Source organism: Streptomyces sp. NPDC060366, assembly GCF_042725135.1.
Lineage (GTDB): Bacteria > Actinomycetota > Actinomycetes > Streptomycetales > Streptomycetaceae > Streptomyces.
Genome location: NZ_JBHXDC010000007.1, coordinates 19,675 through 40,039, shown reverse-complemented (window position 1 = coordinate 40,039; position 20,365 = coordinate 19,675). Strand labels below are relative to the sequence as shown.

The following is a 20,365-nucleotide window of genomic DNA, read 5'->3' as shown; positions in this document are numbered from 1 at the left end:
TCGTTCATCGTGATCGGTGCACCGCGACTGCGCGGTGCACTACTCAAGTCCTGCCCGGCGCCCGGTGAGGCGCCTGGCGTTGTCCAGATGGGCGGTCAGCCGCTTCTGGATCCGCAGCGTGGCGTCGTCCATCGCCCGCCGCGTGCGCCGGCCGCTGCCGTCCCCCGCGTCGAACGCGTCGCCGAAGACGACGTCGACACGGCTGCGCAGCGGTGGCAGCGCGGATATCAGCCGTCCGCGGCGGTCCGTGCTCCCCAGCACCGCCACCGGGACGATCGGCGCCCCGGTCCGTACGGCGAAGTACGCGAGCCCGGACCGCAGTGAGGCGAAGTCGCCCTCTCCCCTGCTGCCCTCGGGGAAGATCCCGAGGACCCCGCCGCCCTGGAGCACCCCGAGCGCGTCGGTGACGGCGGCGCGGTCGGTGGTCTCACGGTCCACCTTCAGCTGTCCGATGGACAGCAGGAACGGGTCGAGCGGACCGATGAAGGCTTCTTTCTTGATCAGGAAGTGCACGGGCCGGGGCGCGGTGCCCATGAGCATCGGCCCGTCGATGTTGTGCGAGTGGTTGACGGCCAGGATCACCGGGCCGGTCGCGGGGACCCGCCAGGCGCCGAGCACCCGCGGCTTCCACAGGCCGTACATGAGTCCGATGCCGATACCGCGGCCGACCGCCGCGCCCTTCGGCGACGGTCCGCCCTTTCGGGAAGGTCCCTTCACCGGGCCGCCCGCTTCTCCTCGACAAGGGTGACGACGCACTCGATGACCTGCTGGAGCGTGAGGTCGGTGGTGTCCACCTCGACCGCGTCGGCCGCCTTGGCCAGCGGGGACGTCTTACGGCCGGAGTCGATCGCGTCCCGCTTGATCAGCGCTTCCCTGGTGGCGGCGAGATCCGTCGCCTCCTTGCCCTTCAGTTCGCCGCTGCGGCGCGCGGCACGCGCCTCCGGCGAGGCGGTGAGGAAGACCTTCAGGTCGGCGTCGGGCAGCACGGTCGTGCCGATGTCGCGGCCCTCGACGACGATGCCGTTCGCGGCGCCGGCGGCGATGGAGCGCTGGAGTTCGGTGATGACGGCCCGTACCTCGGGGACGGCGCTGACCGCGCTGACCTTGGCCGTGACCTCCTGGGTGCGGATGGGACCGGAGGCGTCCACGCCGTCGACGGTGATCGTCGGGTTCGACGCGTCGGTGCCGGAGACGATGACCGGCTTGTCGGCGGCGGTGGCGACGGCCGAGGAGTCCTGGATGTCGATGCCGTTGCTGATCATCCACCAGGTGATCGCCCGGTACTGCGCGCCGGTGTCCAGGTAGCTCAGACCGAGCTGGGTGGCCACGGACCGGGACGTGCTCGACTTGCCGGTGCCCGCGGGCCCGTCGATGGCGACGATCACGGCGGCCGGGGCAGTCCTGGCGGCGGTTGCAGCGGTTTCCACGGGGGCGGACACCTTCCTGGTTCACGGGGCGCGGAGTCGTACGCGAAGTGGTTCGCGGATGATTCTCGGGACGTTCGGGGGGTCGTTTCCGGACGCCCAGACGTCAGTACGCCCCCGCACAAGGTTACCGAGTGCTGGGACCGCGCCTTACACCCCCGCGAAAGCCGGCCCCGGTACCCGCCGCAGGCGTGTCCCGGACACCGCCGTCACCGCACGGTCATCGCGCGGTCACCAGCGGATCGACCAACCGCGATCACGCAGTGCCGCGCTCAGGACGGGAGCCGACGACGGCTCCACCATCAGCTGCACCAGACCCGCCTCCTGCCCGGTCGCGTGTTCGATCCGCACGTCCTCGACGTTGACCCCGGCGCTGCCCGCGTCCGCGAAGATACGGGCCAGCTCGCCCGGCCGGTCGCTGATCAGGACGGCCACCGTCTCGTACGACGCCGGGGCCGCGCCGTGCTTGCCCGGCACCCGCACCCGGCCCGCGTTGCCGCGCCGCAGGACGTCCTCGATGCCCTCGGTGCCGCCGCGCCGCTCGGTCTCGTCGGCGGACTGGAGCGCCCGCAGCGCCTCGACGGTCTCGCCGAGGTCGGCGGCCACGCCCGCGAGGACGTCGGCGACCGGTCCCGGGTTCGCGCTGAGGATCTCGACCCACATCCGGGGGTCGGAGGCCGCGATGCGGGTGACGTCGCGGATGCCCTGGCCGCAGAGCCGTACGGCGGTCTCGTCGGCGTCCTCCAGCCGGGCGGCGACCATCGAGGAGATCAGCTGGGGTGTGTGGGAGACGAGGGCGACGGCCCGGTCGTGGGCGTCGGCGTCCATGACCACCGGCACCGCGCGGCAGAGCGCGACGAGTTCGAGGGCGAGATTCAGCACCTCGGTCTCGGTGGCGGGCGTGGGGGTCAGCACCCAGGGGCGGCCCTCGAAGAGGTCGGCGGTCGCCGCGAGCGGGCCCGAGCTCTCCTTGCCGGCCATCGGATGCGTACCGATGTACGTGCCCAGGTCCAGGCCCAGTGCCTCCAGCTCGCGCCGGGGACCGCCCTTGACGCTGGCGACGTCCAGGTAGCCGCGCGCGCTGCCGGCGCGCATCGCGGCGGCGACGGCCTTGGCGGTGTGCGCGGGCGGCACGGCGATGATGGCGAGGTCGACGGGGCCCTCCTGGGGCTCCTCGGTGCCGGCGCCGAGCGCCGCGGCCGTCCGCGCCCTGGCCGGGTCGTGGTCCACGAGGTGGACGGCGACACCGCGTCCGGCGAGGGTCAGGGCGGCCGAGGTGCCGATCAGGCCGGTCCCGATGACGAGGGCGGTTCTCACTGGGCGATGTCCTTGCGGAGGGCAGCCGCGGCGCCGAGGTAGACGTGCGCGATCTCGGACCGGGGGAGTTCTGACTCGATGTGGGCGAGGATACGGACCACGCGGGGCATGGCGCCCTTTATATCCAGCTCCTGGGCGCATATCAGCGGGACGTCGGTGATACCGATGCCGCGCGCGGCGGCGGCCGGGAAGTCGCTGTGCAGGTCGGGGGTGGCGGTGAACCAGATGCTGATCAGGTCGTCCGCCCCGAGGCTGTTGCGCTCCAGGATGGCGGAGAGCAGCAGGGCGACCTGCTCGTCCATGTGTCCCGGCTCGTCCCGCTCCAGCTGGACGGCCCCTCGGACAGCTCGTACCGGCACGTCGTACTCCTCGTCCCGCTCAGTGATCGTGTGACGCGTCCAGGTTAGACAGATGATCGACGGTACTGACCGGGGGACCGTTGCGCGAGACGGCCTGCCCCGCGGCCGGGTCCGGGGCGGGGGCGGGTCCGGGGCGGGGCTCCCCGTAATCTCCGTACGCATGAGACCCGAGGACCTGGTACGCGACCACACCGTCTACGCGTGCGTCATGGGCTCCCGCGCCTTCGGGCTGGCGACCGAGGGCAGCGACACCGACCGCCGGGGTGTGTTCCTGGCGCCGACGCCGCTGTACTGGCGCTTCGAGAAGCCCCCGACGCATGTCGACGGGCCGGCCGAGGAGCAGTTCTCCTGGGAGCTGGAGCGGTTCTGTCTGCTCGCGCTGCGCAGCAACCCCAATGTGCTCGAATGTCTGCACTCGCCGCTGGTCGAGCATGTGAACGACACCGGCCGCGAACTCCTCGCCCTGCGCGAGGCGTTCCTCTCCCGGCAGGCGCACGAGACCTTCGTCCGCTACGCGATCGGCCAGCGCAGGAAGCTGGAGGCGGACATCCGGCAGCACGGCGAGCCCCGCTGGAAGCACGCCATGCATCTGCTGCGGCTGCTCGGCTGCTGCCGCGACCTGCTGCGTACGGGACGGCTGGTCATCGACGCGGGCCAGGAGCGGGAGCCGCTTCTGGCGGTCAAGCGCGGTGAGGTCCCGTGGTCCGAGGTGGAGCGGCGGATGAACCGCCTCGGTGAGGAGGCCGACGCCGCGCTCGCCGGCTCCGCGCTGCCCGCCGAGCCCGACCGGGCGCGGATCGAGGACTTCGTGATCCGCGCGCGGCGGGCGTCAGCGTTGCAGGCGGGTGCGGACGACGAGGTCGTGGAGGGCCTCGTAGCCGGCCGGGGAGTCGGGTAGCCGGGTCCGCTCCCTGGCGTCCGCCAGGACCTCGTGGAGCGCGTCCACGTCGCTCTGGAGCCGCGTCGGGGCGAGGCCGGTCGCCGCGCCGTGTTCGGCCTCGGCCTTGGCCTCGATCAGCTCGGGCAGATAGCCGGGCGCGCTCACCTCGGCGATCAGTGTGGGCAGATGGGCCTGCACCTCGCCGCTGCGCATCAGATGGACGCCGGTGAGCAGCGCGCGGAACGTGTAGAGCAGCGGCTTGAGTTCGCCGGTCTTCTCGAAGAGCCGCCACTGGGTGGCGGCGAATCCCCGGTAGTGGTGGGCGTGGTGGCCGGTCAGCACGCCGGGTGCGAGCGACAGCAGTTCACGGTGCGCCTCCGTCGAGTGCACGATCAGCGGCGAGTGCAGCTGTTCCAGCACGTAGCCGTTGCGCCGCATCATCATGCGGACGAACTTCCGCAGGTCGTGGCTGACCAGGTCCATCTCCACGCCGTCGCTGTCCCACATCCGCGACCGGGTCTCGTCCGGGTCGTGGAGTCCGATGAGTTCGGCCACCGGGAGCAGATGGGCGCCGCGCAGGTCGACGTCCGAGTCGGTGGAGGGGAAGCCGTAGAGGTGGGCGCCCGAGACGGTGGCGAACAGCAGCGGATCCGCCTCCTCGGCGAGGGCCGGGGCGAGTTCGGTCGTCGGCAGCCCGGCCCGCAGGAGGCGCCGCGCGCGTATTGCCGGGGGTTCGTCGATCGGGTTGCCGAAGGGCGCGCCGTCCGCCACGTGTTCGTCATCCATACGCATGGATCAAGCGTCCCAGAGTGCTCCGAGTTCCAGCAGCTCCTCGCGGTACTCGATCCGGTCCGCCCACTCCTTCGGCCAGGCGCCCGCCCCGAGATGGGCGCCGGCGAACGCACCCGTCAGACAGGCGATCGAGTCCGAGTCGCCCTTGGTGCAGGCGGCCCGGCGCAGCGCGGTGACCGGCTCCTCGGGGAAGAGCAGGAAGCACAGGAGCCCGGTGGCGAACGCCTCCTCGGCGATCCAGCCGTCGCCGGTGGCCAGGCACGGGTCGGTCTCGGGGGACGGTGCGCGCAGGGCCTGTCCGAGCCGTTCGAGCACAACGAGGCAGTCGTCCCAGCCGCGCTCGATGAAGTGCTCGGGTGTCGGGTCCTGGCTGTGGGTCCACAGGTCGCCGAGCCACGCGTGGTGGTAGCGGGACCGGTTCTCGTACGCGTACGAGCGCAGCAGACCCACCAGACCCAGCGGTTCGGTCCCCCGCGCCAGCAGGTGCACCGCGTGCGCCGTGAGGTCGGACGCGGCCAGTGCCGTCGGGTGGCCGTGGGTGAGTCCGGACTGCAACTGGGCCGCTCCGGAGCGCTGTTCGGCGCTCAGGCCGGGGGCGAGTCCGATCGGGGCGACCCGCATGTTGGCGCCGCAGCCCTTGGAGCCGATGCGGCTCGCCAGCTGCCAGGGCCGGTCACTGTCGAGGAGCTGACAGGCCGTCATGCAGGTGTTGCCGGGTGCCCGGTTGTTCTGCGGGTCGTGGAACCAGTTCACGAACTCCTCGCGCACCGGCCGGGTCAGGCGCAGCGGTCCGAGCGGGCCGCGTTCCATGGCCGTGCGCAGACCGCGGCCGAGCGCGAGCGTCATCTGTGTGTCGTCGCTGACGATCGCGGGCTTCAGCAGCGGTATCTCGCGCCAGGGGCCGAACTTGGCGAGGATCGAGGGCACGTCGTTGAACTCGGTGGGGAAGCCGAGGGCGTCGCCGAGCGCGAGCCCGGTCATGGCGCCGGTGGCGGCTCTCTTGGCGGCGTTCTCCGATGAGGTCATGGGGTGGTCCGTCCTTCCGGTCGAAGCAGCGGCGGGTGAAGTGCGGTGGCGGTACCGGCGCGGTAGAGGGCGGCCGGTTTGCCCCGGCCGCCGGTGCGGCGCGGGGGACCTTCCACCGGTTCGACGAAGCCGGGTGAGGTCAGCACCTTGCGGCGGAAGTTGGGGCGGTCGAGCACCACGCCCCAGACGGTCTCGTACACCTGCTGAAGCTCGCCCAGGGTGAATTCGGGCGGGCAGAACTCCGTGGCGAGGCAGGTGTATTCGAGCTTGGCCCCGATCCGGCGCCGGCCGTCGGCCAGGATCCGGCCGTGGTCGAAGGCGAGCCGGCCGGGTTCGCCGTCGTCGTACCGGGTCCAGCGGGCCTGGGCGGCGTCGCCCCCGCCGCGCGGTTCGGGGAGGTCGGGCACGAGCGCGGTGTACGCGACGGACACGACCCGCATCCGGGGGTCGCGGTCCGGTTCGCTGTAGGTGCGCAGTTGCTCGGGCCGCAGTCCGGCGACGGTGTCCGGCGACAGGCCGGTCTCCTCGGCGAGTTCACGTCTCGCCGCCTGCCCTGCGGACTCGCGGGGCCGTACGAAGCCGCCGGGCAGCGCCCAGTGGCCCAGATACGGCTCCTCGCCGCGTTCGACGAGCAGGACGTGCAGGCTGCTGTCGCGGACCGTGAAGACGGCGAGATCGACGGTGACGGCGAACGGTACGAAGTCGGCGGGGTCGTAGTTCTCGGGCACACGGGGCCGTCGGGCCGGCGGTGGGGACGGCTGTCGGGGTGTCATCTGTTCTCCGGCAGGGGTGCGGCGAAGTACCAGCCCTGGTCCAGCAGGGCGTCCACGGCGGCGACCGCGTCGGCGAGCCGTTTCTCGCGCGGCCCGTCGAGGGCGACGAACGACCGCCCCGTGCGGGTCAGTTCGTCCCTGAAGCGGCCGGTCATCCAGGGCCGCAGCTCCTCGCCGTCGCGCAGTCCGTCGTCCTCGAAGGCGACGCCTTCGTGGCCGGTGAGCAGCCACAGATGGTGCGGCACGCGGTCGGCGACCTCCTCGACGAGCGGGTTGCGTCCGCCCACGTACCGCTCGTGCCAGACGGTGGTGGCGAAGGAGTCGGTGTCGCAGAACAGGACGGGTGAGCCGGCACGGGCCGCCGCCTCCTCCCACTCGTTCTGCCGCTCGGCGATCAACGGGAAGTCCCCGGTGGTGAATTCGACGTCCTCCCACTGCGCGCCGGGCCACCGGTCGCGCAGCGCGGCGAGCTTGCGTTCGCTGAACTCCCGTCCGTACTCGGCGACGCAGAGGGTTCGGGCCCATACGCCGCCGCGCGCCCGGAAGTGCTCGGTGAGGGCCCGCGCCAGGGTCGTGGTGCCGGTGGATTCGGCGCCGAGCACCACGACGCGGCGGGTGAGCGCGGCCCGGACGGGCGGGGCGAGGAAGTCCCAGCAGCCGACCGGGTCCTTGCGGACGGCGGTGCCCGAGACGGGGTGCAGTGTGCGGTCCGGGTCCACGACGACGGACTCGGCGCCGAAGCGGCGGGCGAGTTCGTCCCCGTACGACTCGGAGGTGAAGACGGCGTCCACGGGTTCGGGGACGGCGTCGCGGAAGACCGCCATGTGCGCGTCCCAGATCGCCGGATCACGCAGATCCATGCGGGTGTCGTCGACGGCGCCGACGACCCGGACGTCCGGGTGGACCTCGCGCATCCAGGCGACGCGGTCGGCGAGCGGGACCGACTCGACCGAGGCGGCGCAGACGAGGACCGTGAGCCGCTCGCAGCGCTCCCGCGCGGTCCGTACGAGGTGGTGGTGGCCCGTGTGGGGAGGGTAGAACTTGCCGAGGACCAGGCCGTGTTCGCATCTCGCGCCCACGCCGTGTTCTTGTCGCGCGCTCATGCCGCGACCTCCACCGGGCCGGACGGACGCCGCTCCAGGTCGCGCGACCAGTTGCGCAGTCCGATGACGCACAGGGTCATGAAGCCGACGTAGAGGATCGACGTCAGATAGAGATCCTTGTGCGCGTAGAGCGGGATGTAGACGACGTCGGCGGCGATCCACAGCCACCACGACTCCAGGCGCTTGCGGCACTGCCCGTAGGTCGCCATCAGCGACAGCGCGGTGGTGACGGCGTCCCAGAACGGCACCGTCGAGGAGGTCTGACGGTCCAGGAGTAGCGTCAGAGCGAGAGTTCCCACCGCCCCCGCCGCGAGCAGCCAGCCCCACTCGGTGCGCGAGGTGCGCCGCACCGGGAGGTACGCGGAGCCTGGTCCACCCCCGTGGGTCCAGGTCCACCAGCCGTACGCGGCGAGGGCGATGAAGACGATCTGCAGCCCGGCGTCGGCGTACAGGCCGGCCTGGGTGAACAGCAGGATGAAGAACAGGTTGTTAGCGATGCCGATCGGCCAGTTGGCGAGGTGCTGGCGGGCGACGAGCCAGACGCAGAGCGCTCCGCTGCCGAAGCCGAGCACCTCGGTCCAGCTCACCGGGGTGTCGAGAACGGTCACGAGCGGCTGCTGCAAGGGGTCGAGGAAATCCGCGAGACTCACGCCCGCCTCCTTAATGGTCATGTTGACTATAAAGGTGAACGAGGGCGCGCCACAAGCGGAAAAGCCCGCGGCATCGGGCCACGGGCTTTCGTCACTCGGTGCGGGGCCGGTGGAGCTGTCCGGCGGTACGGGACCGGCTCCACGGCTCCGGTGCGCCTACAGGCCGACTTCCTTCATCAGCATGCCGACCTCCGTGTTGGTCAGGCGGCGCAGCCAGCCGGACTTCTGGTCGCCCAGCGGGATCGGGCCGAACGACGTCCGGACCAGCCGCTCGACGGGGAAGCCGGCCTCGGAGAGCATCCGGCGCACGATGTGCTTGCGGCCCTCGTGGAGCGTCACCTCGACCAGGTAGTTCTTCCCGGTGTTCTCCACGACGCGGAAGTGGTCGGCGCGCGCGTAGCCGTCCTCCAGCTGGATGCCGTCCTTGAGGCGCTTGCCCAGCTCACGCGGCAACGGGCCCTGGATGGCGGCGAGATACGTCTTCTTCACGCCGTACCTGGGGTGCGTGAGGCGGTGGGCCAGCTCACCGTGGTTGGTGAGCAGGATGATGCCCTCGGTCTCGGTGTCCAGCCGGCCCACGTGGAACAGCCGCGTCTCGCGGTTGGTGACGTAGTCGCCCAGGTTCTGCCTGCCGTCCGGGTCGCCCATCGTCGAGACGACACCGGCCGGCTTGTTCAGCGCGAAGAAGAGATGCGACTGCGTGGCGACGGTCAGCCCGTCGACCTTGATCTCGTCCCGGTGCGGGTCGACGCGCATGCCCTGCTCGACGACGATCTCGCCGTTGACCTCGACGCGGGACTGCTCAATCAGCTCCTCGCAGGCCCGGCGCGAACCCATGCCCGCACGCGCCAGGATCTTCTGGAGCCGCTCGCCCTCCTGCTCGGCGCCCGGGTTGGTCCTCGGGGTCCTGATCTCCGGCTTGTCGGCGTACCGGTCGCGGTTGCGCTGCTCGATCTTGGCGTCCAGCTCGCGCGGGCGGGCGGGCTTGCCCTGCGCCCGGCGCTTGGCCGCGATGCTCGGGGCCTTGGGACCGCCCTTGGCGCCGCCGCGCGCCGCGGCGCCACGGCCGCTGCCGCTCTGGCCGCCGCCCTGACCGCCACCCTGGCCGCCGCCGGGGCCACCGGAGCGCCCGACGTCGTAACGGCGCTCCTCGGGACGCGGGGTGCCCTCACGCTTCGGCTGCTTGTCGCCGCGCGCACCGCCACTGCCGCCACTGCCGCCGCTCCCCCGGCCCCCGGCGCTCCCCCCGCTGCCGCCGCGACCGCCACCGGCCCTCGACTGAGGTTTGCCGCCGGCGGCTCCCCGGCCGCCGCCGCTCCGATTCCCGCTGCCGCTGCCGCTTCCGCTGTTCCTGCCGTTGCTTCGCATCAAATGTCCGTCTTGTCGTCTGCGTTAGTTTCCGGGGCGTACGGTGCGTCCGGATCGAACGACGGAACGCCTTCCAGGGTGTCGGCCTCGATCGCGTCCGCCTCCGGAAGGAAGGGCGCGAGTTCCGGAAGCTCGTCCAGACCACGCAGGCCCATCCGCTCCAGGAAATAGTTCGTCGTCCTGTACAGGATCGCACCTGTTTCGGGTTCCGCTCCCGCCTCCTCGACCAGACCCCGCTGGAGGAGGGTCCGCATGACCCCGTCACAGTTCACTCCGCGTACGGCCGAGACCCGGGACCGGCTGACCGGCTGGCGGTAGGCGACGACCGCCAGCGTCTCCAGGGCGGCCTGGGTGAGCCGGGCCTGCTGGCCGTCGAGCACGAAGCCCTCGACGGCCTCCGCGTACTCGGGCCGCGAGTAGAAACGCCAGCCGCCCGCGACCAGGCGCAGCTCGAATCCGCGCCGCTGGACGGTGTACTCGTCGGCCAGCTCGCGCAGCGCGTCGGCGACGGCCCGGCGCGGCCGGTCCAGGACCTTGGCCAGGTGATCCTCGGTCGCGGGCTCGTCGACGACCATGAGGACCGCCTCCAGGGCGGGCTTGATCTCGAGGTCGGCGACCGTACGGTCCTCGCTCACGCCTTCTCCTCGCTCGTGTCCTTGGTGTCCGCCGTGTCCGTTGTGTCCTTCGGTTCCTTCGTTTCCGTCACGGTGTCGGGCGGGCGGTCGAACTCGTCCGTCACCCGGGGCGACCGGTCGTCGTCGCCGCCCGTCCAGCGCACCATGAGCGGGCCCAGGGCCTCGTCCTGGTCCAGGGCGACGGCCTTCTCCCGGTAGAGCTCCAGCAGCGCCAGGAAGCGCGCCACGACGGTGAGCGTGTCCGGGGCGTCCTCGGCGAGTGTCAGGAAACTCACCTCGCCGGCCGCCCGCAGCAGCGCCACGACGATCCCCGCCTGCTCCTGGACGGAGACGAGCGGCGCGTGGATGTGGTCGACGTACACCTGCGGCTTGGGCTTGGGCTGCATCGCCTTGACCGCGAGCCGGGCGAACCCCTCGGCGCCGATGCTGATGACGACCTCGGGGAGCAGCGCGGCGTGGTGCGGCTCCAGGCCGACGGTACGGGGGTAGCGCCGCGACTCGGAGTCCAGCCGGGTGCTGAGGATGTCGGCGACCCGCTTGTACGCGCGGTACTGGAGCAGCCGGGCGAAGAGCAGGTCCCTGGCCTCCAGCAGCGCCAGGTCGCCCTCGTCCTCCACCTCGGCGGACGGCAGCAGGCGCGCGGCCTTGAGGTCGAGGAGCGTCGCGGCGACGACCAGGAACTCGGTGGTCTGGTCGAGGTCCCAGTCGGGACCCATGGCGCGGATGTGCACCATGAACTCGTCGGTGACCTTGGAGAGGGCGACCTCGGTGACGTCCATCTTGTGCTTCGAGATCAGCTGGAGGAGCAGGTCGAAGGGGCCCTCGAAGTTCGCGAGCCGTACGGTGAACCGCCCGTCGTCGGGCTCGGGTTCGGGTTCCGGCTCGGGTTCGGACTCCGGCTCGGGTTCGGACTCCGGCTCCGGTAGGGGTGCGGACTCCGGCTCGGGTACGGGTTCCGGCTCCGCGGCGGGCTCCGGTGCGCGCACCGGCACGGCCTCGCGTACGACCGCGGGCTCCGGCGCCGGCTCGGGCCTTGTCGGCTCAGGTACGGGCTCAGGTTCCGGCTCCGGCGCCTGCTCGGGCACCACGGGCTCCGGCGCCACCGGCTCCGCCACCGCGGGCCGCCCCGCGGCACCGGCCGCCCCCGGCCCGCGCCCCAGCGCGCGGCGGGACGAGCGGGCTGCGGAGTCGTCGGTCGGCGGCATGGCGGTCCTGGAGGCGGGAGGAGCGGGCTCGGCCCGCCGAGGCTACCTTCAGCGCCCGCGCAGGCGCCGGACGAGGATGCTCGCGTCGCCGCGCGACTCCAGGTCGGCGAGGACCACGGCGACCGCCTCGCGGACGATCCGCCCCCGGTCCACGGCGAGTCCGTGCTCGCCCCGCAGCACCAGACGCGCGTGCTCCAGGTCCATCAGCTCCTCGGCGGAGACGTAGACCGTGATCTTCTCGTCGTGCCGTTCACGGCCGCTGGGACGGCGGTTGGCCCCGCGGCCCCCTCTGCGGCGCTGACCGCCCTGCGGCCCGCCCTGCTGGCCGACGGTGGGCGTGCCCGCGCCGCCGCCGTCCTGCGCTCCCTGCGGCCGGCGCTGCTGTTCCTGCTCGGGGGCGCGGCTGCGGGAGGTGGCCGACGAGTCCGCGTCGGTCGCCGAGTGCTCCTGGGCCGGTGCCGCCGACTGCGCGGCCCCCGACCGGTCGGCGCCCTGGTCGCTCTCCCCTGCCGGTGCCGGGACCCGCGGCTCGCCGTTCGCGGTACGCCGCCGGTCCCCCGGTGAGGAAGCCTGGAGCGACATGCCCCCGGTCGTACGGAACAGCTCGTCGGCCCCGGGCAGACTCACTCGGCGTGACACCGGGCGAGCACCTCCCTGGCGAGCTGGCGGTAGGCGGCGGCGCCTACGGAGTTGGAGGCGTAGGTGGTGATGGGCTCACCGGCGACCGTGGTCTCCGGGAAGCGCACGGTCCGTCCGATCACCGTGTGGTAGACGTGATCGTCGAAGGCCTCGACGACCCGCGCCAGGACCTCGCGGCTGTGCACCGTGCGGGAGTCGTACATCGTGGCGAGGATGCCGTCGAGCTCCAGCTCCGGGTTGAGCCGCTCCTGGACCTTCTCGATGGTCTCGGTGAGCAGGGCCACTCCGCGCAGCGCGAAGAACTCGCACTCCAGCGGGACGATCACCTTGTGCGCGGCGGTCAGCGCGTTCACGGTCAGCAGACCGAGCGAGGGCTGACAGTCGATCACGATGTAGTCGTAGTCCTGCATCAGCGGCTTGAGCGCCCGCTGGAGCGTGGACTCCCGCGCGACCTCGCTCACCAGCTGCACCTCTGCGGCCGAGAGGTCGATGTTGCTCGGAAGCAGGTCCATGTTGGGCACGGCGGTCTTCAGAAGCACCTCGTCGGCCGACATGCCCCGCTCCATGAGCAGGTTGTAGACCGTGAGGTCGAGCTCCATCGGGTTGACGCCGAGACCGACGGACAGGGCGCCCTGCGGGTCGAAGTCGACGAGCAGTACGCGCCGGCCGTACTCCGCCAGCGCGGCGCCCAGGTTGATGGTCGACGTGGTCTTGCCGACGCCGCCCTTCTGGTTGCACATCGCGATGATCTTCGCGGGGCCGTGGTCGGTGACCGGGCCCGGGATCGGGAAGTACGGCAGGGGACGACCGGTCGGGCCGATTCGCTCGCGGCGCTGGCGTGCGGCGTCGGGCGCGAGGGTGGCCGCGTACTCGGGGTCGGGCTCGTACTCGGCGTCGGGGTCGTAGAAGTGCCCCTGGGGCACCTCGTCGAAGTCGGCGAAGTGGGTGGACTCTCGGCCACTCTCGTTGCCGGCCATGGCGTTCACGTGTTGGCCGTCCATCGTCTGGTGGGCTGTCGTCATGTGCTGATGGGTGGTGAAGGTGCGGACAGCGACGGAGCCGACGGCCTCTAGCCCGGACGACGGGCTCCGGTGGCCCAGCGCAGGCATTCCTGGTTGACCACCCCCGGGAGTAAATGTCGACTCATTCACAAGTCGTCTTACCTCCTTGGACGTGACCAGGAAACTTATCGATAGGTCAGCGTGGCACCATGCCGACGGTTGGCGACTCTATGGCGTGTCACCACTCCGCAGCAACACAATCCGCCGGACCCGGCCCGATGTGTCGGCAACCGAACACCCTTGTGTCAAGGGCGCGCAGCCCCCCGTCGACGCGATTCACACGGGTGCGAAAGGGTTAAAGGGTTACGTTCGAGGCGAGTTGAGCGAAGGCCGGGAAGTGGCGGGACACACAGCCGGCCGGACCTTGCCGAGCAAGATCCGGCCGGGGGCGCGAGGTTGACGGACGCCGTTGACGGGTCAGGCCAGAACGGCGGCCAGTTCGGTGTACGGAAGACCGTGGGCCTCGGCCACGGAACCGTAAGTGACCTGCCCGTCATGGGTGTTGAGGCCCTTGGCGAGCGCCGGGTCGCGGCGCAGCGCCTCGGTCCAGCCGAGGTTGGCGAGCGCCACGATGTAGGGAAGCGTGGCGTTGGTCAGCGCGTAGGTCGAGGTGTTGGGCACGGCGCCCGGCATGTTGGCGACGCAGTAGAACACCGAGTCATGGATCCGGAAGGTCGGCTCGGCGTGGGTGGTGGGGTGTGAATCCTCGAAGCAACCACCCTGATCGATTGCAATGTCGACAAGTACACTTCCGGGCTTCATCTTGGCGACGAGCGCGTTGGTGACCAACTTCGGCGCCTTCGCCCCGGGGATGAGAACGGCGCCGACGACGAGGTCCGCCTCGACGACCGCGCGCTCCAGTTCGTACGCGTTGGAGACGATGGTCTGCACCTTCGTGCCGAAGATCCTGTCGGCCTCGCGCAGCTTGTCGATGTCCCGGTCGAGCAGCGTCACGTGGAAGCCCATGCCGACCGCGATCTGGGTCGCGTTCCAGCCGGAGACACCGCCGCCGATGACGACGGCGCGGCCCGGAGCCGTACCGGGGACGCCGCCGGGCAGCACGCCTCGGCCGCCGACCGAGCGCATCAGGTGGTACGCGCCGACCTGCGGGGCCAGCCGGCCGGCCACCTCGGACATCGGGGCGAGCAGCGGCAGCCGCCGGTTCACGGTCTCGACCGTCTCGTACGCGATGGCGGTGGTGCGGGACTTCAGCAGCGCGTCGGTGCACTCGCGGGAGGCGGCGAGATGCAGATACGTGAAGAGGGTCTGGTCCTTGCGGAGGCGGTGGTACTCCTCGGCGATGGGCTCCTTGACCTTCAGCACGAGGTCGGCGGTGGCCCAGACCGCGTCGGCGGTCGGCAGGATCCGGGCGCCGGCCTCGACGAACTCGGCGTCCGTGATCGAGGAGCCGGCGCCGGCGTCCCGCTCGATGACGACCTGATGACCGTGGCGCACGAGCTCGTGCACTCCGGCGGGGGTGATCGCCACCCGGAACTCGTTGTTCTTGACCTCGCGGGGGATGCCGACGAGCACGATGATCACGGTCCTTGGCTCAGGGGTGTTCGGGCAATGCCCTACAAACCCATACGCCGAGGGCGCATCGGAAGGCATCGCTGACTTACGACAGAGCCAGTCTAATGAAGGACTTCCCGCTGTCTAGCCTTGCAAAGCATCAATCTTCCGCCGAGGTGCTACGGATTTCGTAGGTCAGGTGTCGGTGGCGAGCAGACGATCGGAGGCTTTGCGATGCAGTCGGGCCGCCGTCGGGTCGCCGAGGCGCTCCAGCGTGTCGGCGAGCCTGAGCTCCAACTCGGCCTGGAGAGGGGTGTCGCCGGCCAGCCGGGCCCACTCCACGGCCTCCTGACAGGTGTGCAGCGACTCCTCGGGACGGCCCGCGTACTCCTGGACCCTGGCCGCCTCGCTGAGCGCGCGGGCCTGGCCGGTGAGGTCCTGGAGCCTGCGGAAGCCCGCGGCGGCGGCCCGCCAGTGGCGCAGCGCCTCCCCGTAGCGGCCCGCGTAGGTGTGGACGGTGCCGAGCCGTCCGTACAGCCGCGCCTCCTCGGCCCGTTCGCCGCGGCTGAGCCGCTGCGCGAGGGCGCGGCCGTACCAGTCGGCGGCGCGGTGCCAGTCCTGGAGTTCCTGGTAGGCGCCTCCTACGGATTCCATCGCGCGGCCGGTGGCGTAGTGGTCGTTCGCGGCCTTTCCGGCGTCCAGAGCGGACCGGTAGCGGGCCAGCGCGTCGTGCGTACGGCCCGACCGGGCGTCCAGATCGCCGATGTTGAGCAGCGCGGCGGCCTCCTCGCGGTGCAGGCCCTGGCGCTCGGCGACACCGAGGACGAGCTGGTGCAGCCCGTACAGGTCCGGCGCCGCCGCGTCCGTGCCCTGGTGCGCGGCGAGCGCCCTGACCAGCGCGGAGACCAGCCTGCGGGCGAGGGTGTCCAGCCCGCCGTCGGCCACCGCGAGCCGGGCGGACGCCAGCAGGGCGGGCCTGCGGGACGACAGCCAGTCGGCGGCGGCGCGGGTGCTCGGGAAGCGCACCGCGCGCGGCAGCGAGGCGAGCTTCATACGCGCCGTCGAGCCCTCGGGCTCGGTGACGGCGCGGCAGGACTGGAGCAGCCGTACGGTCCGCTCCAGCATCCGGGCCCTGGCGAGCTGCACTTCGGCGGGGCGGTCGTGCGCCTCCATCAGCGCGTGCATCAGCGGGGCGAGGGAGCCGGGGATCTCGAACTGGTCCCCCGCCGGGCGCAGCATGCTCAGCGCGGCGAGGTCGTCCAGTGCCGCCGTGGCGGCGGAGACGGAACAGCCCGCCAGCGCGGACGCGGTGTGGGCGTCGGCGAATCCGGCGGGGGCGAGCGCGAGCAGTCGCAGCATCGCGGCGGTGGACGGCGGCAGCCCCTCGTACACGAACCGGAAGGCACGGGCCGACGGGCGGGCGTCCCGCGGCAGTTCGACGTCCTCGGGGACGGTGCGCAGCCGCTTGGTAACGTCGGCGACCGAGACCCTCGGGTGGGTGGCGAGCCAGCCGCCGACGAGGGTGAGCGCGACGGGCTGGCCGCCGCACTCCTCCGCCAGGGACTCGGCGGCCTGCGGGTCGACGGTGATCCGTACGGATCCGGTGAAGGTGCCGAGGAGTTCGATCGCGGACTTGGCGTCCAGGCCGCCGATGGTGCACGGCCGGATGTCCGGGATACCGGTGAGCGGGCCGCGCGCGACGGCGACGACGAGGCAGTCCGGGTTCTCGGGGAGCAGGAGGTCGACCTGCTCGGCGTCGTGGGCGTCGTCGAGGAGCAGCAGGACCCGGCGCTCGGCCAGCGCCGCGCGCACCATCTCGGACAGCTCGTCCTCACCGGCGCCGGGCGGCACGGGGATGTCGAACTCGCCGAGGAGGTCGCGAGCGGTGCGTTCGACGGGGACGGGCTCGCCGCCCGGCTCGGTGAGCCGGATGTGCAGCACCCCGTCCGGATACCGCCGCCCCACCTGTCGCGCCAGCTCCCGCGCGAGCGCGGTCCGCCCGGCCCCGCGCTGCCCGGTGATGAGCAGCACCCGGGTGTGGGCGGCCCGGCGCCCGGCGATGGTGTTGAGCCCGGCCCGCTCGATGTCGCTGTGCAGAGCCTTCAACTCCCGCTGCCGCCCGAAGAACCAGCGGGCGGGGCGGGGGGCCGTGGTGCGGTTCGCGGCGCGGCCGGTGCCCGCCTCGGCGCCGCCGCCGCGGCCGGAGCCGAACTGCGGGCGGGAGGCGGTCGGCGCGGTGGGCGCGGCCGGATGAGCCGACGGGTCGGCTTCCAGCACCGGTACGCGGCCGGTGGATGCCGACGGAGCAGTCGCCTCACGGCCGGCAAGAGCCTCGTCGGCCGTGGCCGGCGGAGCGGACGCCCTGCCCGCGGAATCAGCTTTCGGCGCCGAGGCGCGGCCGGCGGCGGCGGAACGCGAACCGCCGGTGTCCTCAGGTTCGGCCGGGCCACTGCCGACCGGGGCACGGCCGGAGTCCGGCCGCAGGCGGGACGCGCGCGGCGAACCCGACTTCTTGCCCCCGGCGCCGCCGCGCGGGCCGGTGTCCTCCGGCGCGGTCTGCGCCTCGGCCTTGCGTTGGTCGGCACCCGGGCCGTCGGGGGCACGGGAGGAGGCCCGTCGCGTACGAGAGGGCGTCCGGGCTTCGGAGGCGCCGCGTGGAGCGGGCTTCTTGCGTCCGGAGGCCGGGGCGTCGGGCTTCGGAGCGGGGTTTGTCGACTTGCGGTCAGCGGACCGCCGGGCGCGGGTGGTTGGTGGCGGGCCCTCGGCCCGGTCGTCCTCACGAGCACTCCGGCGCCGGGCCGGTTTTGATGACTTGCCGTCAGGTGTCGCCGCTTCGGGGGGAGTTGAGGCCCCGCCGTCCAAGTCCACCGCTTGGTCCGTCACGGCCACACTCCTTCCCCTGCCCGTTCGGCGGGGTGCGCGCGAGTCGAGCCCGGCGGGTCCGCACGGGTGATTCGAGCGTAGTTCACGCTGTGCGACCTACCGTGCGGGGCGCGGCGACAAATCCCCCAATCGGATCAGCAGTTCGTCCTACCGGCCCTGACCCTGGACCCGATCACGGAGGCCCTCATGCCTCGAACGGCCGCGCCGGCCACTGAGCGTCCGCCGGACGCAGCGCCGCCACCCCGTCCCCCGCCAGTGCGGCGGTCAGCGCCAGCGCCCCCACCACGAGCGCGTTGTTGTGCAGCTCGCCCGCCAGTACGCCCCGTACCAGCTCCGGCAGCGGCACCCGCGTCTGCTCCATGTCCGCCTCCTCCTCGGAGACCTCGAAGCGCGCGCCCTCCGCCTCCGACAGATCGCGGGCCAGGAAGATCCGTACGGACTCGTCGCAGCCGCCCGGCGTCGGGTAGACGTCCGTCAGCACCCGCCAGTCCTCCGCCTTGACGTGCGCCTCCTCGTACAGCTCCCGCTGCGCCGCGTGCAGGGGGTTCTCGCCGGGGATGTCGAGCAGACCGGCCGGGATCTCCCACAGCTTCTGGCGCACGGGGTGCCGGTACTGGCGCAGGACCAGCACACGGTCCGACTCGTCCAGGGCGAGGATCGCGACCGAGCCCGGGTGGACCTGGTAGTCGCGGCGCGCCACCGAGCCGTCGGGCATGACCACGTCGTCCGTACGGACGCTGGTCTTGTTGCCCCGGAACGGCGTCGCCGTGGCCGTGATCGGCCACTCCTCGGGGGTGTCCTTGATCGCCATCGAAACCTACCTCCACACGCGGCCGCACAGCGGAAAACCGAGGTACGGATCCCCGGTGCCCCGGGCGGGCCGTACCTCGGTCAACGTTATCCCCCGGATCGGGGCCCTACTCGCCCTGCTGACGCTCCACCGCGGCCTTGACCAGGCCCGCGAACAACGGGTGCGGCCGGGTGGGACGCGACCGCAGCTCCGGGTGCGCCTGGGTGGCGACCAGGTACGGGTGCACCGTGCGCGGGTACTCCACGTACTCGACGAGCTTGTTGTCGGGCGACGTGCCCGAGAAGACGATGCCCGCCTTCTTCTCCAGCTCGGCGCGGTACGCGTTGTTGACCTCGTAGCGGTGGCGGTGGCGCTCCTCCACGTACGGCAGGTCGTCGTAGACGCCCCGCACGATCGAGCCGTCCGCGAGCTTCGCCGGGTACAGGCCCAGGCGCATCGTGCCGCCGAGGTCACCGGCGCCTTCCACGTAGGCGAGCTGCTCCTCCATCGTGGAGATCACCGGATGCGCCGTCGCCGCGTCGAACTCGGTGGAGTTGGCGTCCGGGTTCTCCAGGAGGTTGCGCGCGGCCTCGATGATGATGCACTGCAGACCGAGACAGATGCCCAGCAAGGGGATCTTCTGTTCGCGGGCGTACTGGATCGCCCCGACCTTGCCGGTCACGCCGCGCTCGCCGAATCCGCCGGGGATCAGGATGCCGTCGACGTCCCCGAGCTGCCGCGCCGCGCCCGCGGGCGTCTTGCAGTCGTCCGAGGTGACCCACTTGACCTTGACCCGCGCCTTGTTGGCGAAGCCGCCGGCCCGCAGCGCCTCCGTCACCGACAGATACGCGTCGGGCAGGTCGATGTACTTGCCGACGAGCGCGACGGTGACCTCGTGGTCGGGGTTGTGGACCCGGTCCAGCAGGTCGTCCCAGACGGTCCAGTCGACGTCGCGGAACGGCAGGTCCAGCTTCCGTACGACGTACGCGTCCAGACCCTCGGTGTGCAGCACCTTCGGGATGTCGTAGATGGACTTCGCGTCGATCGCCGCGACCACGGCGTCCTCGTCCACGTCACACATCAGGGAGATCTTGCGCTTGATCGAGAGCGGCACCTCGCGGTCGGCGCGCAGCACGATCGCGTCCGGCTGGATACCGATGCTCCGCAGCGCCGCGACCGAGTGCTGGGTGGGCTTGGTCTTCAGCTCGCCGGAGGGGCCGATGTACGGGAGCAGCGAGATGTGCACGACGAAGACGTTGTCGCGGCCCACCTCGTGGCGGACCTGGCGGACGGTCTCCAAGAAGGGCTGCGACTCGATGTCGCCGACCGTGCCGCCGACCTCGGTGATGACGACGTCGACGTCGTCGGTCGCCATGCGCCGGATGCGGTGCTTGATCTCGTTGGTGATGTGCGGGATGACCTGGACGGTGTCGCCGAGGTACTCGCCGCGCCGCTCCTTGGCGATGACCGTCGAGTAGACCTGGCCGGTGGTGACGTTGGCCGAGCCGTCGAGGTCGACGTCCAGGAACCGCTCGTAGTGCCCGATGTCCAGGTCGGTCTCGGCGCCGTCGTTGGTGACGAACACCTCACCGTGCTGGAAGGGGTTCATCGTGCCGGGGTCGACGTTCAGATACGGGTCGAGCTTCTGCATGGTGACCCGCAGGCCCCGCGCTTTGAGGAGTGCCCCCAGGCTGGAGGCGGTCAGGCCCTTGCCGAGGGAGGAAGCGACGCCCCCGGTGACGAAGATGTGCTTGGTCGTCGAGGAGGTCGAGGATCGGTTCGGCATGGCCAAGAGGGGGCTCCCGTGGTCGCGGTCTGAGGTGCGTACCGGCGCCCCTGTCCGGTGGATCACCGGCGGAACCGGAGGATCTGGAGGGGGGTGCCGTCGCTGCGGTTCGGGGCCCCTGAGAAGCGCTGGGGGGCCATCCGCCCACGGGCCACCAGGGTA

Annotated in this window: 18 protein-coding genes and 1 pseudogene; 1 reads left to right on the top strand and 18 read right to left on the bottom strand. The window is 71.8% G+C overall.

Annotated elements, in window-relative coordinates:
• Window positions 1-39: 39 nt before the first annotated feature.
• The 4 genes from ACFWHU_RS18760 to aroH form a co-directional block, all read right to left on the bottom strand.
• Window positions 40-756 carry a lysophospholipid acyltransferase family protein gene (locus ACFWHU_RS18760; RefSeq protein ID WP_385803999.1) on the bottom strand — a complete coding sequence of 239 codons (717 nt, stop codon included), beginning with the start codon at window positions 754-756 and terminating at the stop codon, window positions 40-42.
• The gene (cmk, locus tag ACFWHU_RS18755; protein ID WP_387225750.1) at window positions 714-1,439 is read right to left on the bottom strand and encodes a (d)CMP kinase; all 726 of its coding nucleotides are present in this window, start codon (window positions 1,437-1,439) and stop codon (window positions 714-716) included. The genes ACFWHU_RS18760 and cmk overlap by 43 nt, the downstream gene beginning before the upstream one ends.
• 216 nt (window positions 1,440-1,655) lie before the next feature.
• Window positions 1,656-2,741 carry a prephenate dehydrogenase gene (locus tag ACFWHU_RS18750; RefSeq protein ID WP_387225747.1) on the bottom strand — a complete coding sequence of 362 codons (1,086 nt, stop codon included), beginning with the start codon at window positions 2,739-2,741 and terminating at the stop codon, window positions 1,656-1,658.
• On the bottom strand, window positions 2,738-3,100 hold the full coding sequence (gene aroH, locus ACFWHU_RS18745) for a chorismate mutase (protein ID WP_387225745.1): 363 nt from the start codon (window positions 3,098-3,100) through the stop codon (window positions 2,738-2,740). The genes ACFWHU_RS18750 and aroH overlap by 4 nt, the downstream gene beginning before the upstream one ends.
• A 160-nt stretch (window positions 3,101-3,260) precedes the next feature.
• Between aroH and ACFWHU_RS18740 the strand changes: the two genes are divergently transcribed.
• Window positions 3,261-3,998, top strand: a complete 738-nt coding sequence (locus ACFWHU_RS18740; protein WP_387225743.1) for a DNA polymerase beta superfamily protein — start codon at window positions 3,261-3,263, stop codon at window positions 3,996-3,998.
• On the opposite strand, the gene ACFWHU_RS18735 is transcribed toward ACFWHU_RS18740, so the two are convergent.
• The 14 genes and pseudogenes from ACFWHU_RS18735 to ACFWHU_RS18670 all read right to left on the bottom strand — a co-directional run bounded on the left by ACFWHU_RS18735 (window position 3,930) and on the right by ACFWHU_RS18670 (window position 20,203).
• Window positions 3,930-4,772 carry a DNA polymerase beta superfamily protein gene (locus tag ACFWHU_RS18735; protein WP_387225741.1) on the bottom strand — a complete coding sequence of 281 codons (843 nt, stop codon included), beginning with the start codon at window positions 4,770-4,772 and terminating at the stop codon, window positions 3,930-3,932. The genes ACFWHU_RS18740 and ACFWHU_RS18735 overlap by 69 nt on opposite strands.
• Window positions 4,773-4,775: 3 nt before the next feature.
• Window positions 4,776-5,798 (bottom strand): ADP-ribosylglycohydrolase family protein, encoded by a 1,023-nt coding sequence (locus ACFWHU_RS18730; RefSeq protein ID WP_387225739.1) that lies wholly within the window; start codon window positions 5,796-5,798, stop codon window positions 4,776-4,778.
• The gene (locus ACFWHU_RS18725; protein WP_387225737.1) at window positions 5,795-6,571 is read right to left on the bottom strand and encodes an NUDIX domain-containing protein; all 777 of its coding nucleotides are present in this window, start codon (window positions 6,569-6,571) and stop codon (window positions 5,795-5,797) included. The genes ACFWHU_RS18730 and ACFWHU_RS18725 overlap by 4 nt, the downstream gene beginning before the upstream one ends.
• Window positions 6,568-7,674: an AAA family ATPase gene (locus tag ACFWHU_RS18720; RefSeq protein ID WP_387225735.1), complete on the bottom strand. Its 1,107-nt coding sequence runs from the start codon at window positions 7,672-7,674 to the stop codon at window positions 6,568-6,570. The genes ACFWHU_RS18725 and ACFWHU_RS18720 overlap by 4 nt, the downstream gene beginning before the upstream one ends.
• Window positions 7,671-8,324, bottom strand: coding sequence for a nicotinamide riboside transporter PnuC (gene pnuC, locus ACFWHU_RS18715; protein WP_385803978.1), 654 nt, complete (start codon window positions 8,322-8,324; stop codon window positions 7,671-7,673). Before pnuC ends, ACFWHU_RS18720 begins: the two co-directional genes overlap by 4 nt.
• A 156-nt stretch (window positions 8,325-8,480) precedes the next feature.
• Window positions 8,481-9,692: a pseudouridine synthase gene (locus ACFWHU_RS18710; protein ID WP_387225733.1), complete on the bottom strand. Its 1,212-nt coding sequence runs from the start codon at window positions 9,690-9,692 to the stop codon at window positions 8,481-8,483.
• Complete coding sequence (gene scpB, locus ACFWHU_RS18705) at window positions 9,692-10,327, bottom strand: SMC-Scp complex subunit ScpB (RefSeq protein WP_387225731.1); 636 nt, start codon at window positions 10,325-10,327, stop codon at window positions 9,692-9,694. Before scpB ends, ACFWHU_RS18710 begins: the two co-directional genes overlap by 1 nt.
• Window positions 10,324-11,532, bottom strand: a complete 1,209-nt coding sequence (locus tag ACFWHU_RS18700; protein ID WP_387225729.1) for a segregation and condensation protein A — start codon at window positions 11,530-11,532, stop codon at window positions 10,324-10,326. The genes scpB and ACFWHU_RS18700 overlap by 4 nt, the downstream gene beginning before the upstream one ends.
• 48 nt (window positions 11,533-11,580) lie before the next feature.
• Window positions 11,581-12,159 carry a hypothetical protein gene (locus ACFWHU_RS18695; RefSeq protein WP_385804017.1) on the bottom strand — a complete coding sequence of 193 codons (579 nt, stop codon included), beginning with the start codon at window positions 12,157-12,159 and terminating at the stop codon, window positions 11,581-11,583.
• Complete coding sequence (locus ACFWHU_RS18690) at window positions 12,156-13,280, bottom strand: ParA family protein (RefSeq protein WP_385803969.1); 1,125 nt, start codon at window positions 13,278-13,280, stop codon at window positions 12,156-12,158. The genes ACFWHU_RS18695 and ACFWHU_RS18690 overlap by 4 nt, the downstream gene beginning before the upstream one ends.
• 369 nt (window positions 13,281-13,649) lie before the next feature.
• On the bottom strand, window positions 13,650-14,765 hold the full coding sequence (gene ald, locus ACFWHU_RS18685; protein WP_385804015.1) for an alanine dehydrogenase: 1,116 nt from the start codon (window positions 14,763-14,765) through the stop codon (window positions 13,650-13,652).
• 139 nt (window positions 14,766-14,904) lie between these two features.
• A pseudogene (locus ACFWHU_RS18680) lies at window positions 14,905-16,850 on the bottom strand (tetratricopeptide repeat protein).
• 961 nt (window positions 16,851-17,811) lie between these two features.
• Window positions 17,812-18,438, bottom strand: a complete 627-nt coding sequence (locus tag ACFWHU_RS18675; RefSeq protein WP_387225726.1) for an NUDIX domain-containing protein — start codon at window positions 18,436-18,438, stop codon at window positions 17,812-17,814.
• Between the two features lie 106 nt (window positions 18,439-18,544).
• On the bottom strand, window positions 18,545-20,203 hold the full coding sequence (locus ACFWHU_RS18670) for a CTP synthase (RefSeq protein ID WP_385803965.1): 1,659 nt from the start codon (window positions 20,201-20,203) through the stop codon (window positions 18,545-18,547).
• Between the last annotated feature and the right edge of the window lie 162 nt (window positions 20,204-20,365).

Excerpts from the sequence above, each read along its gene's own strand:
- ACFWHU_RS18690 (WP_385803969.1), bottom strand. The coding sequence starts at position 13,280 with ATGCCTGCGCTGGGCCACCGGAGCCCGTCGTCCGGGCTAGAGGCCGTC.
- ACFWHU_RS18720 (WP_387225735.1), bottom strand. The coding sequence starts at position 7,674 with ATGAGCGCGCGACAAGAACACGGCGTGGGCGCGAGATGCGAACACGGC.
- ACFWHU_RS18710 (WP_387225733.1), bottom strand. The coding sequence starts at position 9,692 with ATGCGAAGCAACGGCAGGAACAGCGGAAGCGGCAGCGGCAGCGGGAAT.
- ACFWHU_RS18725 (WP_387225737.1), bottom strand. The coding sequence starts at position 6,571 with ATGACACCCCGACAGCCGTCCCCACCGCCGGCCCGACGGCCCCGTGTG.
- ACFWHU_RS18735 (WP_387225741.1), bottom strand. The coding sequence starts at position 4,772 with ATGCGTATGGATGACGAACACGTGGCGGACGGCGCGCCCTTCGGCAAC.
- ACFWHU_RS18700 (WP_387225729.1), bottom strand. The coding sequence starts at position 11,532 with ATGCCGCCGACCGACGACTCCGCAGCCCGCTCGTCCCGCCGCGCGCTG.
- ACFWHU_RS18675 (WP_387225726.1), bottom strand. The coding sequence starts at position 18,438 with ATGGCGATCAAGGACACCCCCGAGGAGTGGCCGATCACGGCCACGGCG.
- ACFWHU_RS18740 (WP_387225743.1), top strand. The coding sequence starts at position 3,261 with ATGAGACCCGAGGACCTGGTACGCGACCACACCGTCTACGCGTGCGTC.
- ACFWHU_RS18670 (WP_385803965.1), bottom strand. The coding sequence starts at position 20,203 with ATGCCGAACCGATCCTCGACCTCCTCGACGACCAAGCACATCTTCGTC.
- ACFWHU_RS18730 (WP_387225739.1), bottom strand. The coding sequence starts at position 5,798 with ATGACCTCATCGGAGAACGCCGCCAAGAGAGCCGCCACCGGCGCCATG.